Annotated in this window: 17 protein-coding genes and 1 pseudogene; 12 read left to right on the top strand and 6 right to left on the bottom strand. The window is 64.2% G+C overall.

The window, feature by feature from the left end; genetic code table 11:
- Positions 1-99 precede the first annotated feature (99 nt).
- The gene (locus ABIA40_RS11185) at positions 100-936 is read left to right on the top strand and encodes an invasion associated locus B family protein (RefSeq protein WP_271537971.1); all 837 of its coding nucleotides are present in this window, start codon (positions 100-102) and stop codon (positions 934-936) included.
- A gap of 296 nt (positions 937-1,232) precedes the next feature.
- On the opposite strand, the gene hspQ is transcribed toward ABIA40_RS11185, so the two are convergent.
- A complete protein-coding gene (gene hspQ / locus ABIA40_RS11190; RefSeq protein WP_008564941.1) occupies positions 1,233-1,565 on the bottom strand; it encodes a heat shock protein HspQ in 333 nt (110 codons plus the stop codon).
- 106 nt (positions 1,566-1,671) lie between these two features.
- On the opposite strand from hspQ, the gene ABIA40_RS11195 reads away from it, so the two are divergent.
- Positions 1,672-2,625, top strand: coding sequence for an AEC family transporter (locus ABIA40_RS11195; RefSeq protein ID WP_157288139.1), 954 nt, complete (start codon positions 1,672-1,674; stop codon positions 2,623-2,625).
- 227 nt (positions 2,626-2,852) lie between these two features.
- On the opposite strand, the gene ABIA40_RS11200 is transcribed toward ABIA40_RS11195, so the two are convergent.
- Positions 2,853-4,037: a UbiH/UbiF family hydroxylase gene (locus tag ABIA40_RS11200; protein ID WP_404541026.1), complete on the bottom strand. Its 1,185-nt coding sequence runs from the start codon at positions 4,035-4,037 to the stop codon at positions 2,853-2,855.
- An 87-nt stretch (positions 4,038-4,124) separates the two neighbouring features.
- On the opposite strand from ABIA40_RS11200, the gene pcsA reads away from it, so the two are divergent.
- The 3 genes from pcsA to ABIA40_RS11215 all read left to right on the top strand — a co-directional run bounded on the left by pcsA (position 4,125) and on the right by ABIA40_RS11215 (position 6,686).
- Positions 4,125-4,904: a phosphatidylcholine synthase gene (gene pcsA / locus ABIA40_RS11205; protein ID WP_404541028.1), complete on the top strand. Its 780-nt coding sequence runs from the start codon at positions 4,125-4,127 to the stop codon at positions 4,902-4,904.
- Entirely contained in the window at positions 4,901-5,626 is a 726-nt protein-coding gene (locus ABIA40_RS11210; RefSeq protein WP_036012482.1) for a TerC family protein, read from the top strand. Before pcsA ends, ABIA40_RS11210 begins: the two co-directional genes overlap by 4 nt.
- An 85-nt stretch (positions 5,627-5,711) precedes the next feature.
- Positions 5,712-6,686, top strand: a complete 975-nt coding sequence (locus ABIA40_RS11215; protein WP_404541030.1) for a quinone oxidoreductase family protein — start codon at positions 5,712-5,714, stop codon at positions 6,684-6,686.
- Between the two features lie 113 nt (positions 6,687-6,799).
- Here the strand turns inward: ABIA40_RS11215 and ABIA40_RS11220 are convergent.
- From ABIA40_RS11220 to ABIA40_RS11230, 3 genes and pseudogenes are all read right to left on the bottom strand, one after another.
- Positions 6,800-7,991, bottom strand: a pseudogene (locus ABIA40_RS11220) (acetylornithine transaminase).
- A gap of 437 nt (positions 7,992-8,428) precedes the next feature.
- Complete coding sequence (locus ABIA40_RS11225) at positions 8,429-8,842, bottom strand: tetratricopeptide repeat protein (protein ID WP_404541032.1); 414 nt, start codon at positions 8,840-8,842, stop codon at positions 8,429-8,431.
- Positions 8,832-9,587 carry a tetratricopeptide repeat protein gene (locus ABIA40_RS11230; protein WP_404541034.1) on the bottom strand — a complete coding sequence of 252 codons (756 nt, stop codon included), beginning with the start codon at positions 9,585-9,587 and terminating at the stop codon, positions 8,832-8,834. The genes ABIA40_RS11225 and ABIA40_RS11230 overlap by 11 nt, the downstream gene beginning before the upstream one ends.
- A 123-nt stretch (positions 9,588-9,710) precedes the next feature.
- Here ABIA40_RS11230 and ABIA40_RS11235 point away from each other — a divergent pair, with 123 nt between their 5' ends.
- Positions 9,711-10,652: a hypothetical protein gene (locus ABIA40_RS11235; protein ID WP_404541036.1), complete on the top strand. Its 942-nt coding sequence runs from the start codon at positions 9,711-9,713 to the stop codon at positions 10,650-10,652.
- A gap of 100 nt (positions 10,653-10,752) precedes the next feature.
- On the opposite strand, the gene rimO is transcribed toward ABIA40_RS11235, so the two are convergent.
- A complete protein-coding gene (gene rimO, locus ABIA40_RS11240; protein WP_271537977.1) occupies positions 10,753-12,072 on the bottom strand; it encodes a 30S ribosomal protein S12 methylthiotransferase RimO in 1,320 nt (439 codons plus the stop codon).
- Positions 12,073-12,352: 280 nt separating this feature from the next.
- Here rimO and ABIA40_RS11245 point away from each other — a divergent pair, with 280 nt between their 5' ends.
- The 6 genes from ABIA40_RS11245 (at position 12,353) to ABIA40_RS11270 (ending at position 19,032) form a co-directional block, all read left to right on the top strand.
- Positions 12,353-12,916: a hypothetical protein gene (locus ABIA40_RS11245; protein ID WP_404541038.1), complete on the top strand. Its 564-nt coding sequence runs from the start codon at positions 12,353-12,355 to the stop codon at positions 12,914-12,916.
- A gap of 247 nt (positions 12,917-13,163) precedes the next feature.
- On the top strand, positions 13,164-13,754 hold the full coding sequence (locus tag ABIA40_RS11250) for an ANTAR domain-containing response regulator (RefSeq protein WP_036012463.1): 591 nt from the start codon (positions 13,164-13,166) through the stop codon (positions 13,752-13,754).
- Positions 13,751-14,914 (top strand): CmpA/NrtA family ABC transporter substrate-binding protein, encoded by a 1,164-nt coding sequence (locus tag ABIA40_RS11255; protein WP_157287585.1) that lies wholly within the window; start codon positions 13,751-13,753, stop codon positions 14,912-14,914. The genes ABIA40_RS11250 and ABIA40_RS11255 overlap by 4 nt, the downstream gene beginning before the upstream one ends.
- Positions 14,915-15,248: 334 nt before the next feature.
- Complete coding sequence (locus ABIA40_RS11260; protein WP_275509922.1) at positions 15,249-17,030, top strand: NirA family protein; 1,782 nt, start codon at positions 15,249-15,251, stop codon at positions 17,028-17,030.
- Positions 17,027-18,643 carry a sulfite reductase subunit alpha gene (locus ABIA40_RS11265; RefSeq protein WP_271537981.1) on the top strand — a complete coding sequence of 539 codons (1,617 nt, stop codon included), beginning with the start codon at positions 17,027-17,029 and terminating at the stop codon, positions 18,641-18,643. The genes ABIA40_RS11260 and ABIA40_RS11265 overlap by 4 nt, the downstream gene beginning before the upstream one ends.
- Before the next feature lie 236 nt (positions 18,644-18,879).
- Complete coding sequence (locus tag ABIA40_RS11270) at positions 18,880-19,032, top strand: hypothetical protein (RefSeq protein WP_036028094.1); 153 nt, start codon at positions 18,880-18,882, stop codon at positions 19,030-19,032.
- Positions 19,033-19,089: the final 57 nt, after the last annotated feature.

Genomic DNA, 19,089 nt, shown 5'->3' on the forward strand with positions numbered 1-19,089 from the left:
ATCCGCCTCAATTGACGGGGAGAGAGCCGCGCCCAAGGCGGCCAGGTTCGGCGCTTCGGAGCGGTTCGGGCACTTCCCGTTCAGAAAGGGTTTTCCGCAATGAATTTCCGTTACTTGGCCGCGTCCGTCCGGCCGCGCGGGCGACTTCTCGCCCTGTTGACGGCGACGGCGTTGGCCGTTCCGTTTGCCGCCGAGGCTCAGACCCCTGCGCCGGCCCCAGGCGCCCCCGCCGCGCCCAAGGCCTCCCCGGCCCCGGCTCCGAAGGCGGCTGCTCCCAAGGCAGCTCCCAAGGCTCCGGCGCCCGCAGCATCCCCGCAGGCCCAGCAGGCTCCGGCGCAAGGCGCCCCGCAGCAGGGCGGAGCCCAGCCCGCCGACCAGCAGATCCAGCTGATCTATGCGCCCTGGACCAAGTTCTGCCTCAAGGGCCAGGACGCCAATGCCAAGCAGGTCTGCTTCACCGGCAAGGACGGCCGCATCGAATCGGGCCAGCCGGTCATCGCGGCCGTGATCATTGAGCCGGAAGGCGAACCGAAGAAGATCCTGCGCGTGACGCTGCCGCTCGGCATGCAGCTCGTGCACGGCACCCGCATCATCGTCGACAGCAACGCGCCGCTGCAGCAGCCCTATGTGATCTGCTTCCAGAACGGCTGCATGTCTGACTACGAGGCCACGCCCGAGCTCATCAACAACATGAAGAAGGGCCAGAATCTCGTTGTCCAGGCGATCAATGCCAACGGCGCGCCGCTGACGCTGCCGCTGCCGCTCACCGGCGAATTCCAGAAGGCCTATGACGGTCCGCCGACCGATCCGAAGGTGTTCGAGGAGACCCAGAAGAAGCTGCAGGAAGAGCTGCAGAAGAAGGCCGAAGAGCAACGCAAGAAGCTCGAGCAGCAGGGTGGTGGCGCGCCCGGCGCGGCTCCGACCGGTCAGAAGTAATCGGGATAAAATCCCGGACGTGAAAAAGGCGCTCGGTTGGAGCGCCTTTTTTGCTGGCCGCTCGATGGTGCGCAATTCTCAACGGACGCGGTGCCGACTATCGGGCTCCGTTCAACTCTCCCGAAGGGAGAGGTCGGATCGCATCGCAAGATGCGATCCGGGTGAGGGGTTACAGTCTCACTGGGCGCTGCGGCTCCTCACCCGGATTGCTCAGGCGCGCAATGCGCGCCATAGCAATCCGACCTCTCCCCGTCGGGGAGAGGTGGAGCCGAGGCGCCGGCCCGGTTTCTGAAGCTTTAGTTCAGCGAGGGATTGCGCGGGCGATAGCCGCCGGCCTTGTCCTTGATAAAGATCTCGGCGACCTGGGAATGCCGGACCGGCTCGCCGGAATCGTCCGGCAATAGGTTCTGCTCCGAGACATAGGCGACGTATTCGGATTCCGCGTTCTCCGCGAGCAGGTGATAGAACGGCTGGTCCTTGTGGGGTCGCACTTCCTCGGGAATCGATAACCACCATTCCTCGGTGTTGTTGAATTCCGGATCGATGTCGAAAATCACCCCCCGGAACGAGAAGATCCGGTGGCGAACGACCTGTCCGATCTGGAATTTGGCGGTCCGCGCTTTAATCATCCCCCGTCGATAGACCAGGATTGTGGCCGATGCTAGTGCCCTCAGCTGGAATTAACCTTCGTCTCCGGGGCGGATAGCCCCCAAGCCTTCAGAAAAAACTTCAGCAATGGTCGATATCCTCAATCTGGCGCTGCCTTATTTCGGCTTGATCTTCGTCGGTTTTGCCTGCGGCAAGGTCAAGTCCATCCCGGAATCGGGGCTCGCCTGGATGAACTTCTTCCTGCTCTACGTGTCGCTGCCGGCGCTGCTGTTCGCGATCATGTCGAAGACGCCGTTTTCGGAATTGAATAACCCGCCGTTCCTGGTGGCGACGACGCTGTCGACGGTCGCGGCGTTCACGCTAGCGCTCGTGGTCGGCAAGCTGCTCGGACGGCTGACGCTGCGCGAGGCGACGCTCGCGGGCCTCTCCGGCGGCTATGGCAATATCGGCTACATGGGCCCTGGCCTTGCGCTCGCGGTGCTGGGGCCGAAGGCGGCTGCGCCGACCGCGCTGATCTTCTGCTGCGACAGCATCTTCCTGTTCACGATCGTGCCGCTCTTGATCGAGCTTTCCGACCGCGACCATCCCTCGCTCGTCCACGCTTTCGGCGTCGTGCTGAAGCAGATCGTGCTCAATCCGCTGATCATGTCGGCTTGCTTCGGCGCGGCGGTGGCGGCGCTGCATATCGAGCTGCCGGTCGCGCTCGACCGCACCATCACCTTCCTGCAGAACGCGGCCGCGCCGACCGCGCTGTTCGTGCTCGGCGTCACCGTGGCGCTCCGCCCGTTCGATCGGGTGCCGTGGGAGGTGCCGGGCGTGATCGCGGTCAAGCTGCTGATCCATCCGCTCGCGGCGTTCGCCCTGATGTTGGCGTTCGGCCCGTTTGCGCAGCCTTGGGCGGCCACCGCCGTGCTCATGGCCGCGCTGCCGCCGGCGCTCAACGTGTTCGTCATCGCCCGGCAGAACGATGCCTGGATCGAGTCCGCCTCCGTCGCAGTGCTGCTCGGCACCTTCGCCTCGGTGGTCACGCTGACCAGCGTGATGTGGGCGATCCAGACGGGAAGGTTGGCGTTTCCTTGATGGTGATGAGATTGGCTTGATCTCTTCCGCGGGGCCGGTGCGCTCCCTCTCCCGCTTGCGGAAGAGGGTCGGGGAGAGGGCTCTCTCCGCGTCGGGATTGTCGAGAGTGCAGAAAAAATCCCGTCGCGGAGAGAGCCCCCACCCGGCGCTTCGCGCCGACCTCCCCCGCAAGCGGGAGAGGTTGCACCGAGCCCGCGGCATGTCTGTTCAACCTAAAGGCTATAAGGCTACCGCCGCCAGGTCGGCGTCAGGCCTTCGCGCATGGCGAAGCGGCGGAGCGGGCCGATGGCGCCGAGGAGGTGCATGCCGACGGCGCGGACGGGCTGGAGCGGTAGGAAGTCGTTGAGCAAAGAGCGGTTGGCGATGTCGATCGCAAAGGTGCGGCTCAAGATGTCCGGCCGGCGCGCGCGGTCATAGCGCTTGAGCACGTCGTCCGCGCCCGGATCCCGTCCCGCGGCGATGGCCTCGCCCGCGAGCCGGGCAATGTCGGCGGCATCGCGCAGACCGAGATTCAGTCCCTGGGCACCGATCGGCGGCACCACATGGGCGGCTTCGCCGACCAGCGCGATACGGTCGCGGCCGAAGCATTTCGGCCGCTCGATCGCGAGCGGGAACAGGTTGCGCCCCGGCTCCACATTCATCCGGCCCAGGATCGAATGCGACTGCTTCTCGATCGCCGCCGACAGCTCCTCGTCGCTCAAGCCGCGCAGCCGTTCAGCCTGCGCAGGCGCTGCGACCCAGACGATGCTGGAGCGGTCGCCGGGCAGGGGCACGAACACGCAAGGCCCGTGCGGCGTGTGGAACTCGGTCGAGACGTTGCGATGCGGCCGGGCATGGCTGACGTTGAAGGTCAACGCGGTCTGGTTCAACTCGCGCCGCGTCACCTCGATGCCAGCAGCCTCGCGGCACAGCGAGTGCCGGCCGTCGGCGCCCACCACCAGGCGGGCCGAGAGAAACTGTCCGGACGCCGTGCGCAGCGCGACGTCGACGGCTTCGATGACGACGCTTTCGGCCTCGTCGTCGAAGCGGACGAGATTGGGCAGCTCGGCCGCGCGCGCTTCCAGCGCCAGCATCAGCGAGCGATTGTCGATGTTATAGCCGAACGCATCGAGGCCGATTTCGTGACAGGAGAAGCGCACCTCCGGCGCACGAAACAGCCGGCCGGTGTCGTCGACGAGGCGCATGACTTCCAGCGCAGCCGCCTTGTCTCTGCAGCGCGACCAGACGTCGAGGCCTTCCAATAGATCGATGGAGGCGCCGAGCAATGCGGTGGTGCGATTGTCGGCATAGGGAACGCGGCGCGCCACCAGTGCGGTCCGGGCACCCGCCTGCGCCAGGGCGATCGCCGCGGCAAGGCCGGCAGGTCCGCCGCCAATCACGGCCGCGTCATGGAGTGTCGATGCGTCTATCATGGAACGACATTTGACACGCCGGGCGGCAAATTCAAGCCCACCTATATTTCCCTGATTTTATGGCGAATTTTGCGATCGTGCGCCGCAATGGCGGATGTGCAAACCGGTCGCATTCTGATAGCAGAAGCCATGGATACGCAGCAGGATTCCCTGAAGCCGAGACCGGCGATCCGCGCCGCAGCCTTCTCGGTGCACATCTTCACCGCGTTCGGCGCGGCGCTCGCGCTCCTGGCGATGCTGGAGGCCGTGCGCGAGCACTGGGCGGCGATGTTTCAATGGCTGGGCGTCGCCCTGATCATCGACGCGATCGATGGGCCGATCGCGCGCCGACTCGACGTCAAGAACGTGCAGCCGAACTGGTCGGGCGACGTGCTCGATCTCGTGGTCGACTTCTGCACCTATGTCTTCGTGCCGGCCTATGCGATCGTCGCGAGCGGCATGCTGCTGCCGGTCGCGGCTCCCTTGCTCGGCATCGCCATCATCGTCACCAGTGCACTGTACTTCGCCGACCAGCGCATGAAGGCCGACGACAATCATTTCCGCGGCTTCCCGGCGCTGTGGAACGCGGCCGCGTTCTATCTGTTCCTGCTGCATTGGCCGCCGCTGTGGGCGACGCTGCTGGTCGCCGCGCTGGTCGTGCTGACGTTCGTGCCGTTCCATGTGCTGCACCCTGTCAGGGTCGTGCGGCTGCGCTGGTTGACGATGTCGCTGATCGCGATTTGGGCGGTGCTCGCCTTCTACACACTGCAAATGGATTTTCGCGTCGGCACCGGGGTGACCATCGTGCTCTGCGCCATCGCGCTCTGGATCAGCTTCAGCGATGCCTTGATCCGGTTGGCGAAATCCCTGGCGAGATTATCGGCGTGATGGAGCTGCTGACCAGCCCGGAAGCCTGGGCCGCGCTGCTCACCTTGACGGCGCTCGAGATCGTGCTCGGCATCGACAACGTCATCTTCATCTCGGTGCTCGTCTCGCGTCTTCCCGAGAAACCGGCGCAGCGCGCGCGCCAGATCGGGCTTGCGCTGGCACTGGTCTTTCGCCTCATCTTGCTCAGTCTCCTGGTCTGGCTGATCGGCCTGACCGCTCCGGTGCTCTCGATCCAGGGCTATGCTTTTTCCTGGCGCGACCTCATCTTGATCGGCGGCGGCCTCTTCCTGATCGCCAAGGCCACACATGAGATTCACGGCGAGGTCGAATCCGATCACGACGCGAGCGAGAAGGACTCCACAGGCAGCGCCTTCTTCTGGGTGATCGTCCAGATCGTGATCATCGACATCGTGTTCTCGCTGGACTCGATCATCACCGCGATCGGCATGGCCGAGGACATCAAGATCATGATCGCGGCGGTCGTGATCGCATGCGCGGTCATGTACGTTTCGGCGGGCCCGGTGGCGCGATTCGTCGCGGAGCATCCGACCACCAAGATGCTTGCACTGGCCTTCCTGGTGCTGATCGGCGTCGCGCTGGTTGCGGACGGATTCCACTTCCACATTCCGCGCGGCTACATCTATTTCGCAATAGCGTTCTCGGCGGCGGTGGAGTTCTTCAACGTGCTGGCGAGGCGCAACCGCCGGAAAGCCGCCAAGTAGTCGCGTTGGGTCGTTCCAGTCGGCGTCGAGTTGACAAGGCGGGCGCGATGGCTTTCGCTCAGCCGCAAGAAGAGGAGGTCAGGTGATGACGAAAGCCATCCGTGTGCACAAGGTCGGAGGCCCCGAAGCCCTGGTCTATGAGAGCGTCGACGTGCCGGCGCCCGGGCCCGGCGAGGTGCGCATCCGCCAGCACGCGGTCGGCCTCAACTTCATCGACGTCTATTACCGCACCGGCCTCTACAAGGCGCCGGGGCTTCCCTTCATCGCCGGCAATGAGGCCTCGGGCGAGGTCACAGCGGTCGGGCCAGGCGTCACGAATTTTCACCCCGGCGATCGCGTTGCGTATTACCACAATCTCGGCGCCTATACCGGCGAGCGCAACATCCCCTGGGAGAAGCTGGTCAAGCTGCCCGATCACATCACCTACGAGCAGGGCGCCGTGCTGATGTTGAAGGGGCTGACGGTCTGGTATCTGCTGCACAAGACCTTCAAGGTCGAGCCGCATCATCGCGTTCTGGTCCACGCCGCCGCCGGCGGCATCGGCCTGCTCGCCTGCCAATGGGCGAGGGCGCTTGGCGCGCATGTCATCGGCACCGTCGGCTCGCGCGAGAAGGCCGAGCTTGCGGAGGCCAATGGCTGCGATCACGTCATCCTCTACAACGAGGAGGATTTCGTTGCGCGCGTGAAGCAGATCAGCCGCAACGAGGGCTGCGACGTCGTCTATGACGGCGTCGGCAAGGCGACGTTCCCGGGCTCGCTGTCCTGCCTGAAGCCGCGCGGCATGTTCGTCTCGTTCGGCAATGCTTCGGGCCCCGTGCCGCCATTCGCGATTGCCGAGCTCAACAATCACGGCTCGCTGTTCGCGACGCGACCGAAGCTCAACGATTATGTCGGCACGCGCAAGGAACTGCTCGAAGGCGCCGACACCCTGTTCGCCGCGGTCATCAACGGCAAGCTGCACGTGCCGATCAACCACGCCTACGCACTCAAGGACGCCGCCAAGGCGCACACCGATCTCGAAAGCCGCAAGACGACGGGGGCTTCGATCTTGAAGCCGTAACTCTTTCGGCATCGGCGGTTTCGTAAGGTGGGCAAAGGCGCGGAGCGCCGTGCCCACCATCTTCATTGCGGTGAAAAATGGTGGGCACGCTTCGCTTTGCCCACCCTACAGCACTATGCGACGCGTCTCGCCGCGCCGGCCTTGGTCAAGATCGCGTCGAGACATTCGATCATCTCGGCGATCTCTTCCTTCGTGACGTTCAATGCCGGCATGAAGCGCAAGCTGTCGACCTGCGGCGCGTTCAGCAGCACGCCGGCTTCGAACGCCTGCGCGACGATGCCGGGTGCGATCGGCAGCTTGAGATCGAGCGCGAGCAACAGGCCGCGCCCGCGCACGCCACCGAGGCCATGCCGGGCCGAGACCTTCTGCAGCTCGCTTTCGAGCAGGAGGCCGGTCTCGGTGACCGCCTTCAGGAAGTCGGGCTTCTTGACCTCCTCGAGCACCGCGAGGCCCGCCGCGCACATGATCGGGTTGCCGTTGAACGTGCCGCCCTGATCGCCGTGCTCGAAGCATGAGGCGCGTTCGCTCGCGAGCAGGGCCGCGAGCGGCACGCCGCCGCCGATGCCCTTGCCGAGCGTCATGATGTCGGGCGCAATGCCGGTGTGCTCGTAATGGAAGAGCTTTCCGGTCCGGCCGATGCCGGTCTGGATCTCGTCGAAGATGAGCAAGAGGCCATGCGCCTCGGTCAGCGCGCGCAGCTGCTGCAGGAACTGATCGGTCGCAGGCCATACGCCGGATTCACCCTGGATCGGCTCGAGCATCACGGCGACGGTATTGGCGTTGATCAGCTTTTCCACCGAGCCGATGTCGTTGAGCTTGGCCTTCTTGAAGCCCGCGACCTTCGGCTCGAACAGCGGCTCGAACGCCTTCTTGCCCGAGGCCGACATCGTCGCCAGCGTCCGGCCGTGGAAGCCGCCTTCGAAGCTGATGATCTCGAACGCGCCGCCTTTGTGCAGGCTGCCATATTTGCGCGCGAGCTTGATCGCCCCCCTCATTGGCTTCCGCGCCCGAATTGGCAAAGAACACCTGATCGAAGGCGCTGTTCTCGACCAGCGCCTGCGCCAGCTTCAGGCTCGGCTCGTTGTAGAAGGCCGGGCTCGGCGTCAGCAGCCGCCTGGCTTGAGCTGCGAGCGCGTCGGCGATCGCGGGCGGGGAATGGCCGAGGCAGTTCACGGCCCAGCCCTGCACGAAGTCGAGATAGCGCTTGCGGCTGTCGTCCCAGAGGTAGGAGCCGGCGCCGCGGACGAACACGGTCTTCGGCCGTGCGGTGATGTCCATCAGCGCGTCATACGGATGCGTGGTCATGTCGTACTCCTCTGGAGGCGGGGTGGAAAAAGGGCGCAAAAAGCAGAAAGGCCGCACCTTGCGGGTGCGGCCTTTCTCGAAAAACTGGCTGAATTCAGTGGTTCAGCGGCGTCCTCGGACATGGCGCACCCTCTCGTCGTCGCGCGAGCGACGGCGGAGCATTTCGGTGCGCTGGTTGGTCCGAGCGTTGATCATGGGGCGCGTCCGTACAGCCGAATGGCAGGACTTGTCAAGCAGGCATTTCGCAAGATGCTCGCCGAGCGTGCATCGGTCAGGTCGGGTGCGCGGCTTCCTCGGCTTCTTCGTCGCCCCAATCCGTGTCATCAGCCCGACGCGCAGCAGCTTGAGCGGCGAATTCCGGACAGCGCGGGCAGAGTTAGGCCGAGTCCGTGACCGCTGCGTGAATGCATTATAGTGTCACATTCCTAACGTGACGCTTACTCCACGCCATAGTGCGAGAACACATCGGCGATGCCGGCGTTGATCGCCTTTGCGGCCGCGATGTCGCGCTCGGCGCCTTCGCTGTCACCCTTCTTGCGCTTCGCCAGTCCGCGGCCGTAGAGCGAGCCGTCGAGCCCCGGCTTGATGCTCAGCGCGGCATCGTAATCGGCGATCGCCGCGTCGAGGTTGCCCAGCTTGAGATGGGCGAGGGCGCGGCTGTCCAGCGTGTAGGCCTCGTTGGGAGTCATCTTGAGCGACTGCTCGCAATCGGCCAGCGCCTCCTGCAGGCGGCCGACGATCGCGCGGGTGAAGCAGCGCGAATTGAACACGTCCGCGCGGTTCGCATTCGCTCTGATGGAGCGGTCGTAATCGTCGAGCGCCAGCGCATAATCGTGCGTATCAAAATTCATGTTCGCGCGCGCATAATAGTCGCGGTCGTTGTTCGGACTGAGATCGACTGATCTGGCGAAATCGGCCAGCGCTCGGGGGCGGTCGCCGCGGTCGCGATAAATGGCGGGCACGGTTGCCGTAGGCCGGCCCGTAGTTCGGGTCGAACTTGATCGACAGATTAAAGTCCGCAAGTGCGCGCGCATCGTCGCCGTGGTTGCTGAAGGCGGTGCCGCGATTGAAATAGGCGAGCGCGAATTTCGGATCGAGCTTGATGGCCCGATCGTAGTCGGCCATCGCGAGCTCGTACGCTTTCTTGTGAATGTAGGAGTTGCCGCGGTTGTTGAAATAGAGCGGGTCGCGGGCGTTCAGCCGAATGGCGCGCGTGTAGTCGGCAATGGCGCGATCGGCCTCGCCGAGATCGTCATAGGCGATGCCGCGATTGTACAGGAGGTCGGGATCCCTGGCACCGAGCTCGATGGCACGGCTGAAGTCCGCCACGGCACGCTCGGGCTCGCCACGTCGCCGAAACATTTCGCCGCGATTGGCGAGCGCGTGCACATCGTCGGGATTGGCCTTGAGCAGGGCCGAGCAGCCGGCGAAGCGCCGGTCGTCGCTGCCTCCGCCGTCGCTTGCGAAGCACCACTGGCGGGCCTGCGCCGTGGATGGCGATCGCGCGTCGGCGGGGGCCGGAAACGCGAGCAGGGCCATCGTCAGGCCGATTGCAGACAGCTTGAGGAGAATCCCTGACGTTTCATCGTGTTTCATTGTTTCCCGCGTCGAAACCATTGCGCCTCTAGCGCGTTTGTGATCGAAGGACGCGACTTGGTTCGAACCGAATGCGCCACCGCCCAGACCAAGAAGGCGGGACCAACCAAATAGCTCAAAGCCTTGTCCGATACGCCCTATCCGATTGACCTCGACAGCATTCGCGGCGCGTTTCCGCCCGGCATCGAGGCGCCGCCGCTGCTGGTCGACTTTGCGGCCTGGCTGAAAGGGCGCCCGTGGGGCAGCGTCGGCTGCTTCTCGCTGCAGGGCCAATTCTCGGACTCCGCGCCGATCGTCGACGGCAGTCCCTTGCGCGACAGGTTCTCGCTGTTCATGCGCCTGCCTGACGGCTCGGTCGTCGGCGGCTGGTATGGCGCGGGTCTTGATCGCGACAATCCGCCGATCGTCGGTCTGGGCTCCGAGGGTGATTACGAGCTGCTGGCGCCGAGCCTCGATGCGCTGCTGACGAGGCTGACGTCGCAGCAATTCGACAGGGCCTGGAGCGATCTGAAGCCGCGTGACGACGTCGAGCCTCAGACCGTCGAACTTGCGCAATGGCTCGCTGGCCAGCCCGTTGTCGACAAGGCGACGTGTGACGACGGAGCGCCGGAGCTGCCTGATTTCCGCGGCTTCATGGAAAAATGGAGCCGGGACCGCGAGGACTATTGGGCCAACCATCGCATGATGGCCGAACTCGGCTGGCGGCTGGCCGCCCATCTGCCCAAGGGCAAGAATGCCTGGGATAAGACGCGTTTCGAGGTCGCGATCGTCGGCAAGCAATACCAAGCGCGCGTGCTGACGCGCGGACCGCAGCCGTTCGAGGAAGCCGCTTCGATCGAATCCCTGCTGCGCGATCTGCGCGAACAGATGTGGAAGGCTCAGCCTGAGCTCGGGTTATGGTATGCGATGAGGTTCGGCCTCTACGCCGACGGCCGCGTCATGCCGAGCTTCGAATACGATGCGCGCCCGACCATCGACGGCGAACCGGCGAAGTTATCCGAGGCTCAGGCCGATCTCGCCCGCGCACCAAGGCCGGAGCGCTGGGTGCCGAAATGGCTGGCGTGATCGTCTCCACACTGTCATTGCGAGCGCAGCGAAGCAATCCAGACTGTTCCCGCGGAGGGATTCTGGATTGCTTCGCTACGCTCGCAATGACGGAATGCGGTCAGAACCCGGCGACGCTGCCGTGCAGATCGTATGCGTCGGCGCGCTCGATCTTGGCGGTGACGATCTCGCCGACACGCAAGGGGCGGCGGCTGGAGAGATAGACCGCGCCGTCGATCTCCGGCGCATCGGCCTTGGAGCGGCCCTTCGCCACGGTTGGGCCGACCTCGTCGATGATGACCTGCTGCCGCGTGCCGACCTTGCGCTTCAGCCGCCGCGCCGAGATCTTCTGCTGCCGGGCCATCAGCGCGTTGTAGCGCTCCTGCTTGACCTCTTCAGGGACGGGGTTCTCGATCGCGTTCGAGGTGGCGCCGGCGACCGGCTCGTATTTGAAGCAGCCGAGCCGATCGATCTCGGCCTCCTCGAGCCAGTCGAGCAGATAGGCAAAGTCGGCATCGGTCTCGCCGGGGAAGCCGACGATGAATGTCGAGCGCAAGGCGAGATCGGGACATTCCTCGCGCCAGCGCTTGATCCGCGCCAGCGTCTTGTCCTGCGCCGCCGGACGCTTCATCGCCTTCAGCACCTCGGGGCTCGCATGCTGGAACGGGATGTCCAGATAGGGCAGCACCTTGCCCTCGGTCATCAGCGCAATGACCTCGTCGACATGCGGGTAGGGGTAGACATATTGCAGCCGGATCCAGGCTCCCAACTCGCCGAGCTCGCGCGCGAGGTCGAGGAATTTTGCGCGGACCTGGCGGTTCTTCCACGGGCTCTCGGCATATTTGAGATCGACGCCGTAGGCTGAAGTGTCCTGCGAGATCACCAGGAGCTCTTTGACGCCGGCGCCGACGAGGCGCTCGGCCTCGCGCAGCACGTCATCGGCGGGACGCGAGACGAGGTCGCCGCGCAGCTTCGGAATGATGCAGAAGGTGCAGCGGTTGTTGCAGCCCTCGGAAATCTTCAGATAGGCGTAGTGGCGCGGGGTCAGCTTGATGCCCTGCGGCGGCACCAGGTCGAGATGCGGATTGTGCGCCGGCGGCAGTGCACGATGCACGGCGTCGAGCACGCTCTCATATTGCTGCGGGCCGGTGATGGAGAGCACGCCCGGATAGGCCTGCTCGATCGCTTCCGGTTCCGCGCCCATGCAACCTGTTACGATCACCTTGCCGTTCTCGGCCATGGCCTCGCCGATCGCCGAGAGCGATTCCTGCTTGGCACTGTCGAGGAAGCCGCAGGTGTTGACGATGACGATGTCCGCCCCGTCATGCTTGCGGGCGAGCTCATAGCCCTCCGCGCGCAGGCGCGTGATGATGCGCTCGGAATCCACCAAGGCCTTGGGGCAGCCGAGTGACGTGAATGAAATGCGCGGCGCTCTGTCCATGTAATCGCCTGGAGCCTATCTGAATTGTCTGGATTTGCGATCCAAGTAATTGAACCGATGGCGAAATTCAACAACTAACGTATGCGGCGCGCGGCTAAAGCAGTACGCGCGCGTAGTTGGCGTGATCGGCCAGTCACCAGCGACGATATTACTGACTGACGGTTCCTGGTCTGGAAGCTCATTCGGATCGAGCGAGTGGAGGATCCGAGGTGAATTGCTCGAACACGCCCGTTTTGGTTGTTATTCGGTTTCTTGCTTGATTTCACGGAGCTTAACCACGATGCGCCGCTTCATCTTCGGCTTGGCTTTCGTCACCGTTTCTTATGGCGCCATGTTTCCGGCCCGCGCTGAAGTCGACAAGATCATCCATGTCTGCGATCGGCAGGAACGATTGTGCCCGGAATTCAGGCCACGCGTGAAAGCACCTCATGGTTGGGCGAGGGACGAGGCCGCGAGTCTCAAATACGGCGCATTGATGTTCGTTCCTAAAGGGAAGACATTCGGTAAAGCAGAAGCAATCATCTATGCCGAGGGCCGCTATAACGAGGACCGGACCGAACTGGTTCAATGGATCGCAACGAGTGATAAGGATTGGGCGACGACATCCGGCGACCATGCCAAGATCACCACGCTTCCCTCGGTCAGCCCGAAGGTCATCATCAACCGCTACGACAATCCGTCCTTGAAGGACCAGCCGATCGAAGTCATCGCGCATTACGCCGACCGCGACAAGGACGGCAATTCCTACGTCGTGCGGCTAGCGGTCTCCGGCCGCACTGAGGCGGCGGTGCTGGCCGCGGTGCCACTTCTCGACAAGATGATCGTTGGCGCGAAGATTCCGTGAGAGCATGAGTTCTGCTTCGCAGCTGAAGGCTGACCTGCGTGAGCGTTTTCTTGCGGGTGGGTGGCACGGAAAGTTTACGTTGTGTCAGGACACCCGAGCGACACGAAGCTGACCTTGGGCGCAGCCGTCTGATCCATATCGGATCTGCCTGATTGACCTGCCTGAGCTAGTTCCAATTGCGCATAATTACAACCCTTTGCAGGGCGATCCGGCGTGCTATGGATGAATCAGCTGCCGTGAGTGAGCCATGAGCGCCGAACAGTCGCCCAAAATCGTGATCGTCGACGAAAGCCCGATCCGGGCCGCGATCCTGGAGGAGGGATTGCGCGAGGCCGGGTTTACCCAAGTCGTCCATATCAGCGAGATGCAGAGCCTGCTGGCCCGTATTTATGCGGCGGACCCCGACATCATCGTGATCGATCTCGAAAACCCCAGCCGCGACGTGCTGGAGGCGATGTTCCAGGTCAGCCGCGCGGTGAAGCGGCCGGTCGCCATGTTCGTCGACCAGAGCGATTCAGCCTCGATCCAGGCCTCGGTCGAGGCGGGGGTGTCGGCCTATATCGTCGACGGGCTGAAGAAGGAGCGCATCAAGCCGATCCTCGACCTTTGCGTGTCCCGTTTCAACGCCTTCGCCAAGCTCCAGGAGGAACTGGAGCGCACCAAGTCGCAGCTCGAGGACCGCAAGATCATCGAGCGCGCCAAGGGCATTCTGATGAAGGTGAAGGGCCTGACCGAGGACGAGGCCTATGTGCTGCTGCGCTCCACCGCGATGCGCGAGAAGAAGAAAATCGGCGAGATCGCGCAGTCGATCATCACCGCGTCGGAGATGCTGAAATGACCGTTCCCCTCCGCATCGGGTTCATTCCGCTGGTCGATGCCGCCGCGCTGATCGTCGCGGTGGACAAAGGCTTTGCCGCCGCCGAGGGGCTCGAGGTCGAGCTGGTGCGCGAGGTCTCCTGGTCCAACGTCCGCGACAAGCTCAATATCGGCCTGTTCGACGCGGCGCATCTGCTCGCGCCCGTGGCGATCGCGTCCTCGCTCGGCCTCGGTCACGTCAAGGTGCCGATCGCCGCGGCCTTCAATCTCGGCATCAACGGCAATGCCATCACGGTGTCGCCGGCGCTCCATGCCGCGCTGATGGAGGAGATCGACGGCGATCGCTTCGACCCGATGGCGACGGCGAAAGCGCTGGCGAAGGTGGTTGCCAAGCGCCGCAAGGCGGGGGCCGAGCCGCTCACCTTCGGCATGACCTTCCCGTTCTCCACCCACAATTATCAATTGCGGTTCTGGATGGCGGCGGCGGGCGTCGATCCCGACGAGGACGTGCGCCTCGTGGTGCTGCCGCCGCCCTATATGGTCGACAGTCTGAAGAACGGCCATGTCGATGCGTTCTGCGTCGGCGCGCCCTGGAACTCGGTCGCGGTCGATCTCGGCGTCGGCCATATCCTGCATTTCGTCGCCGACATTCTGGTCCGTGCGGCGGAGAAGGTGCTGGCGATCCGCCAGACCTGGGCCGACAAGAATCCGGACGTGGTCGCAGCCCTGGTGCGGGCAGCCGTGAAGGCCGCCGAGTTCATCGAGCATCCCGAGAACCGGACCGAGGCGGCGCAGATCCTGGCGCAACCCGAACGGATCGGCGTCGACGCCGAGGTCATCCAACGCACCCTCACGGGGCGCCTGAAGATCTCGCCCGATGGCACCTTCCGCGAAAGCGGCCGCTACCTGCTGGTCGGACGCGAAGGGGCAGGGCGGCCCGATCCGGTCCAGGCCGCCTGGCTCTATGCGCAGATGGTGCGCTGGGGCCAGACGGCGCTCACCCCTGACGGGGTCAAGACGGCGATGGCGGTGTTCAGGCCCGATCTCTACGACGCGGCGCTCGGCAACAGGGCGCCGCTTGAGGCTCCCGCAGCGTTCGGCGCCTTTGCCGGTCCGGCCTTCGACCCCGCCGATATCCGTGGGCATCTCGAGGCCTTCGGAGTCGGCCGCTGGAAGGCCTGATTCGCGGTTGCTTCGCTTTTGAGCATCTAAGATCCTTGGCTAATGTTTGAGCTGGCTGCTCGTATTTCGGGAGAGTTCCCAAGCCGGCAGTTTCCGGGTCCCATCCTAATTATCTGAAACTTCATTGGTTTTTATTTCGACCAAGCTGGCACGCAACTTGAATGTTGCGCTGCGGCCAGCTTGTCATAGGTGCCTGCTGAGCCAAGTCCCGCAGCAACGAAGCTGATCGGACCGTGGGTGACGAAGCCGGCTTCTGAGCCAGCCTTCAGTTCCTCGCGGGTCGCGCCAATCCGTCGAAGCCACTTTGGTGGCCGCAGGAGCTTCGTTACCGACCATGAAAATCGATACGCTCTCAGTCGACTTTACCGACGAGCAGAAACGCTATCTCGAAGGCTTCACGACCGGCCTGCAGATCAGCCGCGTCGGCCGCGGCCTCGGTGGCGGCAGCGGCAAGGCGAATGCCGAGCCTGTGGGTCCCGATGCCGTGCACATCAAGGCGCAGGACAAGGTGATCGCGTCGGGCAAGAAGCTCGCCGATCAGGAGAAGTTCAAGCGCGACGAGCATCCCTTCGACGCCTATCCGCGGCTGCGCCAGCAGGCGCTCGACAACACCCCGCCGAGCCCGGCGGACAATTTCCGCTGGCGCTACTACGGCATCTTCTATGTCGCGCCGACGCAGGACTCCTACATGTGCCGCCTGCGCATCCCGAACGGCATCATGAAGCATTGGCAGCTGTCAGGCCTTGCCGATCTCGCCGACGAGCTCTGCGGCCCCTACAGCCACGTGACCACGCGCGCCAATCTCCAGCTGCGCGAGATCCCGCCGAAGCACGCGATCAGAATGATCGAGGGCATCCAGGATCTCGGCCTGTGCTCGCGCGGCTCCGGCGCCGACAACATCCGCAACGTGACGGGGACGCCGACCGCCGGCATCGATCCGCAGGAAATCATCGACACGCGGCCCTATGCTCGCGAGTGGCACTACCACATCCTCAACGACCGCTCGCTCTACGGCTTGCCGCGCAAGTTCAACGTCGCCTTCGACGGCGCCGGCCGGATCGCGGTGCTGGAAGAGACCAACGACATCGCCTTCACGGCCTATGAGGTAAAGGACGGTTTCGGCGTCGAGCCGGGGGTCTGGTTCCGGCTCGGCCTCGGCGGTATCACCGGCCACAAGGATTTTGCGAAATATTCCGGCATCATCGTCAGGCCGGAGCAGGCGACCGCCGTCGCCGACGCCATCGTGCGCGTGTTCATCGAGCATGGCGACCGCACCAACCGCAACAAGGCACGGCTGAAATACGTGCTCGACGCGATGGGCCATGACGGCTTCCTCAAGCTGGTCGAGGAGCGGTTGAAGACGCCGTTCACGCGCGTGCCGGAAGAGGCGTTCGCGCCGCGGCCCGCGGCGGATCGCATGGCGCATATCGGCGTGCACAAGCAGAAGCAGGATGGCCTCAACTGGATCGGCGTATCGCTCACGCTCGGCAAGCTCACTTCCGATCAGATGCGGGGCCTCGCCAAGGTCGCGCGCGACCTCGGCGACGGCGAGATCCGCCTCACGGTCTGGCAGAACCTCTTGATCTCGGGCGTGCGCGACGAGAATGTCGAGCTTGCCATTGCCGCCATCAAGCAGATCGGGCTCGCGGTCGAGGCCTCGCACATCCGCGCCGGCCTGATCGCCTGCACCGGCAATGCCGGCTGCCGCTTCGCGGCGTCCAATACCAAGCGCAATGCCGCGGAGATCGGTGACTGGTGCGAACCGCGCGTCGCGATGGACAAGCCGGTGAACATCCACCTGACCGGCTGCCATCATTCCTGCGCGCAGCATTACATCAGCGACATCGGACTGATCGGCGCGCGCGTGCCGGTCAATGAGGAGGACACCGTCGAGGGCTATCACCTCTTCACCGGCGGCGGGTTCGGCCCCGACGCCGATGTCGGGCAGGAAGTCTATCACGACCTCAAGGCCGAGGACGCACCGAAGACGGTCGAGGCGCTGCTCAAGGCCTATCTCGCCAATCGCGCCTCGCCCGACGAAACCTTCCTCTCCTTCGCGCGCCGCCATGACGGCGAAACGCTGCGCAAGCTTGCCGATGCACAGGTGTCCGCATGAACCAGATCACGCCTCCGCCGAAACTCGATATCATCCCCGCCAGCGCGCCATTCTCCGACGCGCAGCGCTCCTGGCTAAACGGCTTCTTTGCCGGACTGCTCTCGCCTGATGTCGCAACGCCGCTGTCGCCAGAGCAGGGCGCCGCGGTCATGCCGGCCGGTGACGGCGACGACGGCGAAGCGCCGTGGCACGATCAGACCATGCCGATCGCCGAGCGGATGAAGCTTGCCGAAGGCCGTCCCCTGCGCCGCAAGATGATGGCGGCGATGGCACAGCAGGATTGCGGCCAGTGCGGCTACAATTGCCACGATTATTCGGAAGCGATCGCGTCCCGCAGCGAAGCGCGGCTCAATCTGTGCGTCCCCGGCGGCAAGGAAACTGCGCGGATGCTGAAGTCGCTGTACGAGGAGCTCGACAAGGCGCCCGCGGCCAAGATCACGGACAAGACCGCTGACAAGGCCGGCGCTCCGGCGCCGGCCGTGACCGTGACGATCGCAGAGCCCGGCCGCTCGCGGGATAATCCGATCCAGGCGACCTTCCTGTCGCGCCGTCTTCTCAACAAGGGCAAGTCGGAGAAGGAGACCTATCACATCGAGTTCGATCTCTCCGAGGGCAAGCTCGACTATGTCGTTGGCGATTCCTTCGGCGTTTTCCCGCGCAACGACGTCGGCCTCGTCGACCAGATCATCGCGCTGCTCGGCGCCTCCCACACGACCAAGGTCAACGGCAAGACGCTGCGCGAGGTGCTGATCGACGACGTCTCGCTGTCGCCGGCGCCCGACACGCTGTTCGAGCTGATCTCCTTCATCACCGGCGGCGCGCAGCGCGAGAAGGCGCGGGCGCTGGCGCAGGGGGAGGATCCCGATGGCGATGCCGCGACGCTCGACGTGATGGCGGCACTGCAGAAGTTTTCCGGCACGCGGCCGCATCCCGAGGCCTTCGTCGAGGCGCTGGAGCCGCTGCAGCCGCGGCTCTACTCGATCTCGTCCTCGCACAATGCGACGCCGGGAAAGCTGTCACTGACGGTGGACTCGGTGCGCTACGTCATCGGCAAGCGCAGGCGGCTCGGCGTCGCCTCGACCTTCCTCGGCGAGCGGATCAACGAAGGCGAGAAGCTCAAGGTCTATGTGCAGAAGGCGCACAATTTCGGCCTGCCGCAGGACCCGAAGACGCCGATCATCATGGTCGGTCCCGGCACCGGCATCGCGCCGTTCCGCGCCTTCCTGTTCGACCGCAAGGCGACCGGCGCGCCCGGCAAGAACTGGCTGTTCTTCGGCCATCAGCGCAGCGATTGCGATTTCTTCTATCAGGACGAGCTCAACGCCATGAAGACCTCAGGGCTTCTGACGCGCCTGTCGCTGGCCTGGTCGCGCGACGGCGAGAAGAAGTTTTACGTGCAGGACCGCATGCGCGAGGTTGGCCGCGAATTGTGGACCTGGCTCGCCGAGGGCGCGCATCTCTACATCTGCGGCGATGCCAAGCGCATGGCCAAGGACGTCGAGCGCGCGCTGGTCGACATCGTCGCCCAGTTCGGGGCACGTTCGACGGATGAAGCCGTCAGTTTCGTCGCCGAGCTCAAGAAGACCGGCCGCTTCCAGGCTGACGTGTATTAGCGGTTGAAGCGTCGGATCATCGCGCTTCGGCCTTCGGTGTCATCCGATTGTCATCCGAGTCGGTTCCAACTGGCTCGGACTTTAACGAATAAGATTCTCGGAACCTGCTGGTCAAGAGAATTTGCGTCTGCGATGGGGGGCCTCCAGAGAACCCTCATCGCTATTTCCGCCACCGTCTTGCCTCCCGTCCTGGTTGATCCTTCATACTCCCGCAAATGGGGCGTTGGAGATCGACCATGCGCGAACTATCGGCGGAAGCCAGGCTGCACTTCTACGCGCGCTCGCTCTCGCGCCGGACCGGGGCGAGCATGCACCACGTTGCGATGTACAGCGCGTTTGCGGTGATCGCGGCGATCGTGTTCGGGACGCTGTCGGTGCATCCGTTCTGATGTGTCTGCGTAGGGTGGGTTAGCCGAAGGCGTAACCCACCACTTGTATGGATGCAG

Source organism: Bradyrhizobium sp. USDA 223 (genome assembly GCF_044909005.1).
GTDB lineage: Bacteria > Pseudomonadota > Alphaproteobacteria > Rhizobiales > Xanthobacteraceae > Bradyrhizobium > Bradyrhizobium yuanmingense.

Coding starts and splice junctions, on each gene's coding strand:
- ABIA40_RS11245 (WP_404541038.1), top strand. CDS start 12,353: ATGCGCCGCTTCATCTTCGGCTTGGCTTTCGTCACCGTTTCTTATGGC.
- ABIA40_RS11255 (WP_157287585.1), top strand. CDS start 13,751: ATGACCGTTCCCCTCCGCATCGGGTTCATTCCGCTGGTCGATGCCGCC.
- pcsA (WP_404541028.1), top strand. CDS start 4,125: ATGGCGGATGTGCAAACCGGTCGCATTCTGATAGCAGAAGCCATGGAT.
- ABIA40_RS11250 (WP_036012463.1), top strand. CDS start 13,164: ATGAGCGCCGAACAGTCGCCCAAAATCGTGATCGTCGACGAAAGCCCG.
- hspQ (WP_008564941.1), bottom strand. CDS start 1,565: ATGATTAAAGCGCGGACCGCCAAATTCCAGATCGGACAGGTCGTTCGC.
- ABIA40_RS11270 (WP_036028094.1), top strand. CDS start 18,880: ATGCGCGAACTATCGGCGGAAGCCAGGCTGCACTTCTACGCGCGCTCG.
- ABIA40_RS11260 (WP_275509922.1), top strand. CDS start 15,249: ATGAAAATCGATACGCTCTCAGTCGACTTTACCGACGAGCAGAAACGC.
- rimO (WP_271537977.1), bottom strand. CDS start 12,072: ATGGACAGAGCGCCGCGCATTTCATTCACGTCACTCGGCTGCCCCAAG.
- ABIA40_RS11195 (WP_157288139.1), top strand. CDS start 1,672: ATGGTCGATATCCTCAATCTGGCGCTGCCTTATTTCGGCTTGATCTTC.
- ABIA40_RS11185 (WP_271537971.1), top strand. CDS start 100: ATGAATTTCCGTTACTTGGCCGCGTCCGTCCGGCCGCGCGGGCGACTT.
- ABIA40_RS11200 (WP_404541026.1), bottom strand. CDS start 4,037: ATGATAGACGCATCGACACTCCATGACGCGGCCGTGATTGGCGGCGGA.
- ABIA40_RS11230 (WP_404541034.1), bottom strand. CDS start 9,587: ATGAAACACGATGAAACGTCAGGGATTCTCCTCAAGCTGTCTGCAATC.
- ABIA40_RS11225 (WP_404541032.1), bottom strand. CDS start 8,842: ATGAATTTTGATACGCACGATTATGCGCTGGCGCTCGACGATTACGAC.
- ABIA40_RS11265 (WP_271537981.1), top strand. CDS start 17,027: ATGAACCAGATCACGCCTCCGCCGAAACTCGATATCATCCCCGCCAGC.
- ABIA40_RS11215 (WP_404541030.1), top strand. CDS start 5,712: ATGACGAAAGCCATCCGTGTGCACAAGGTCGGAGGCCCCGAAGCCCTG.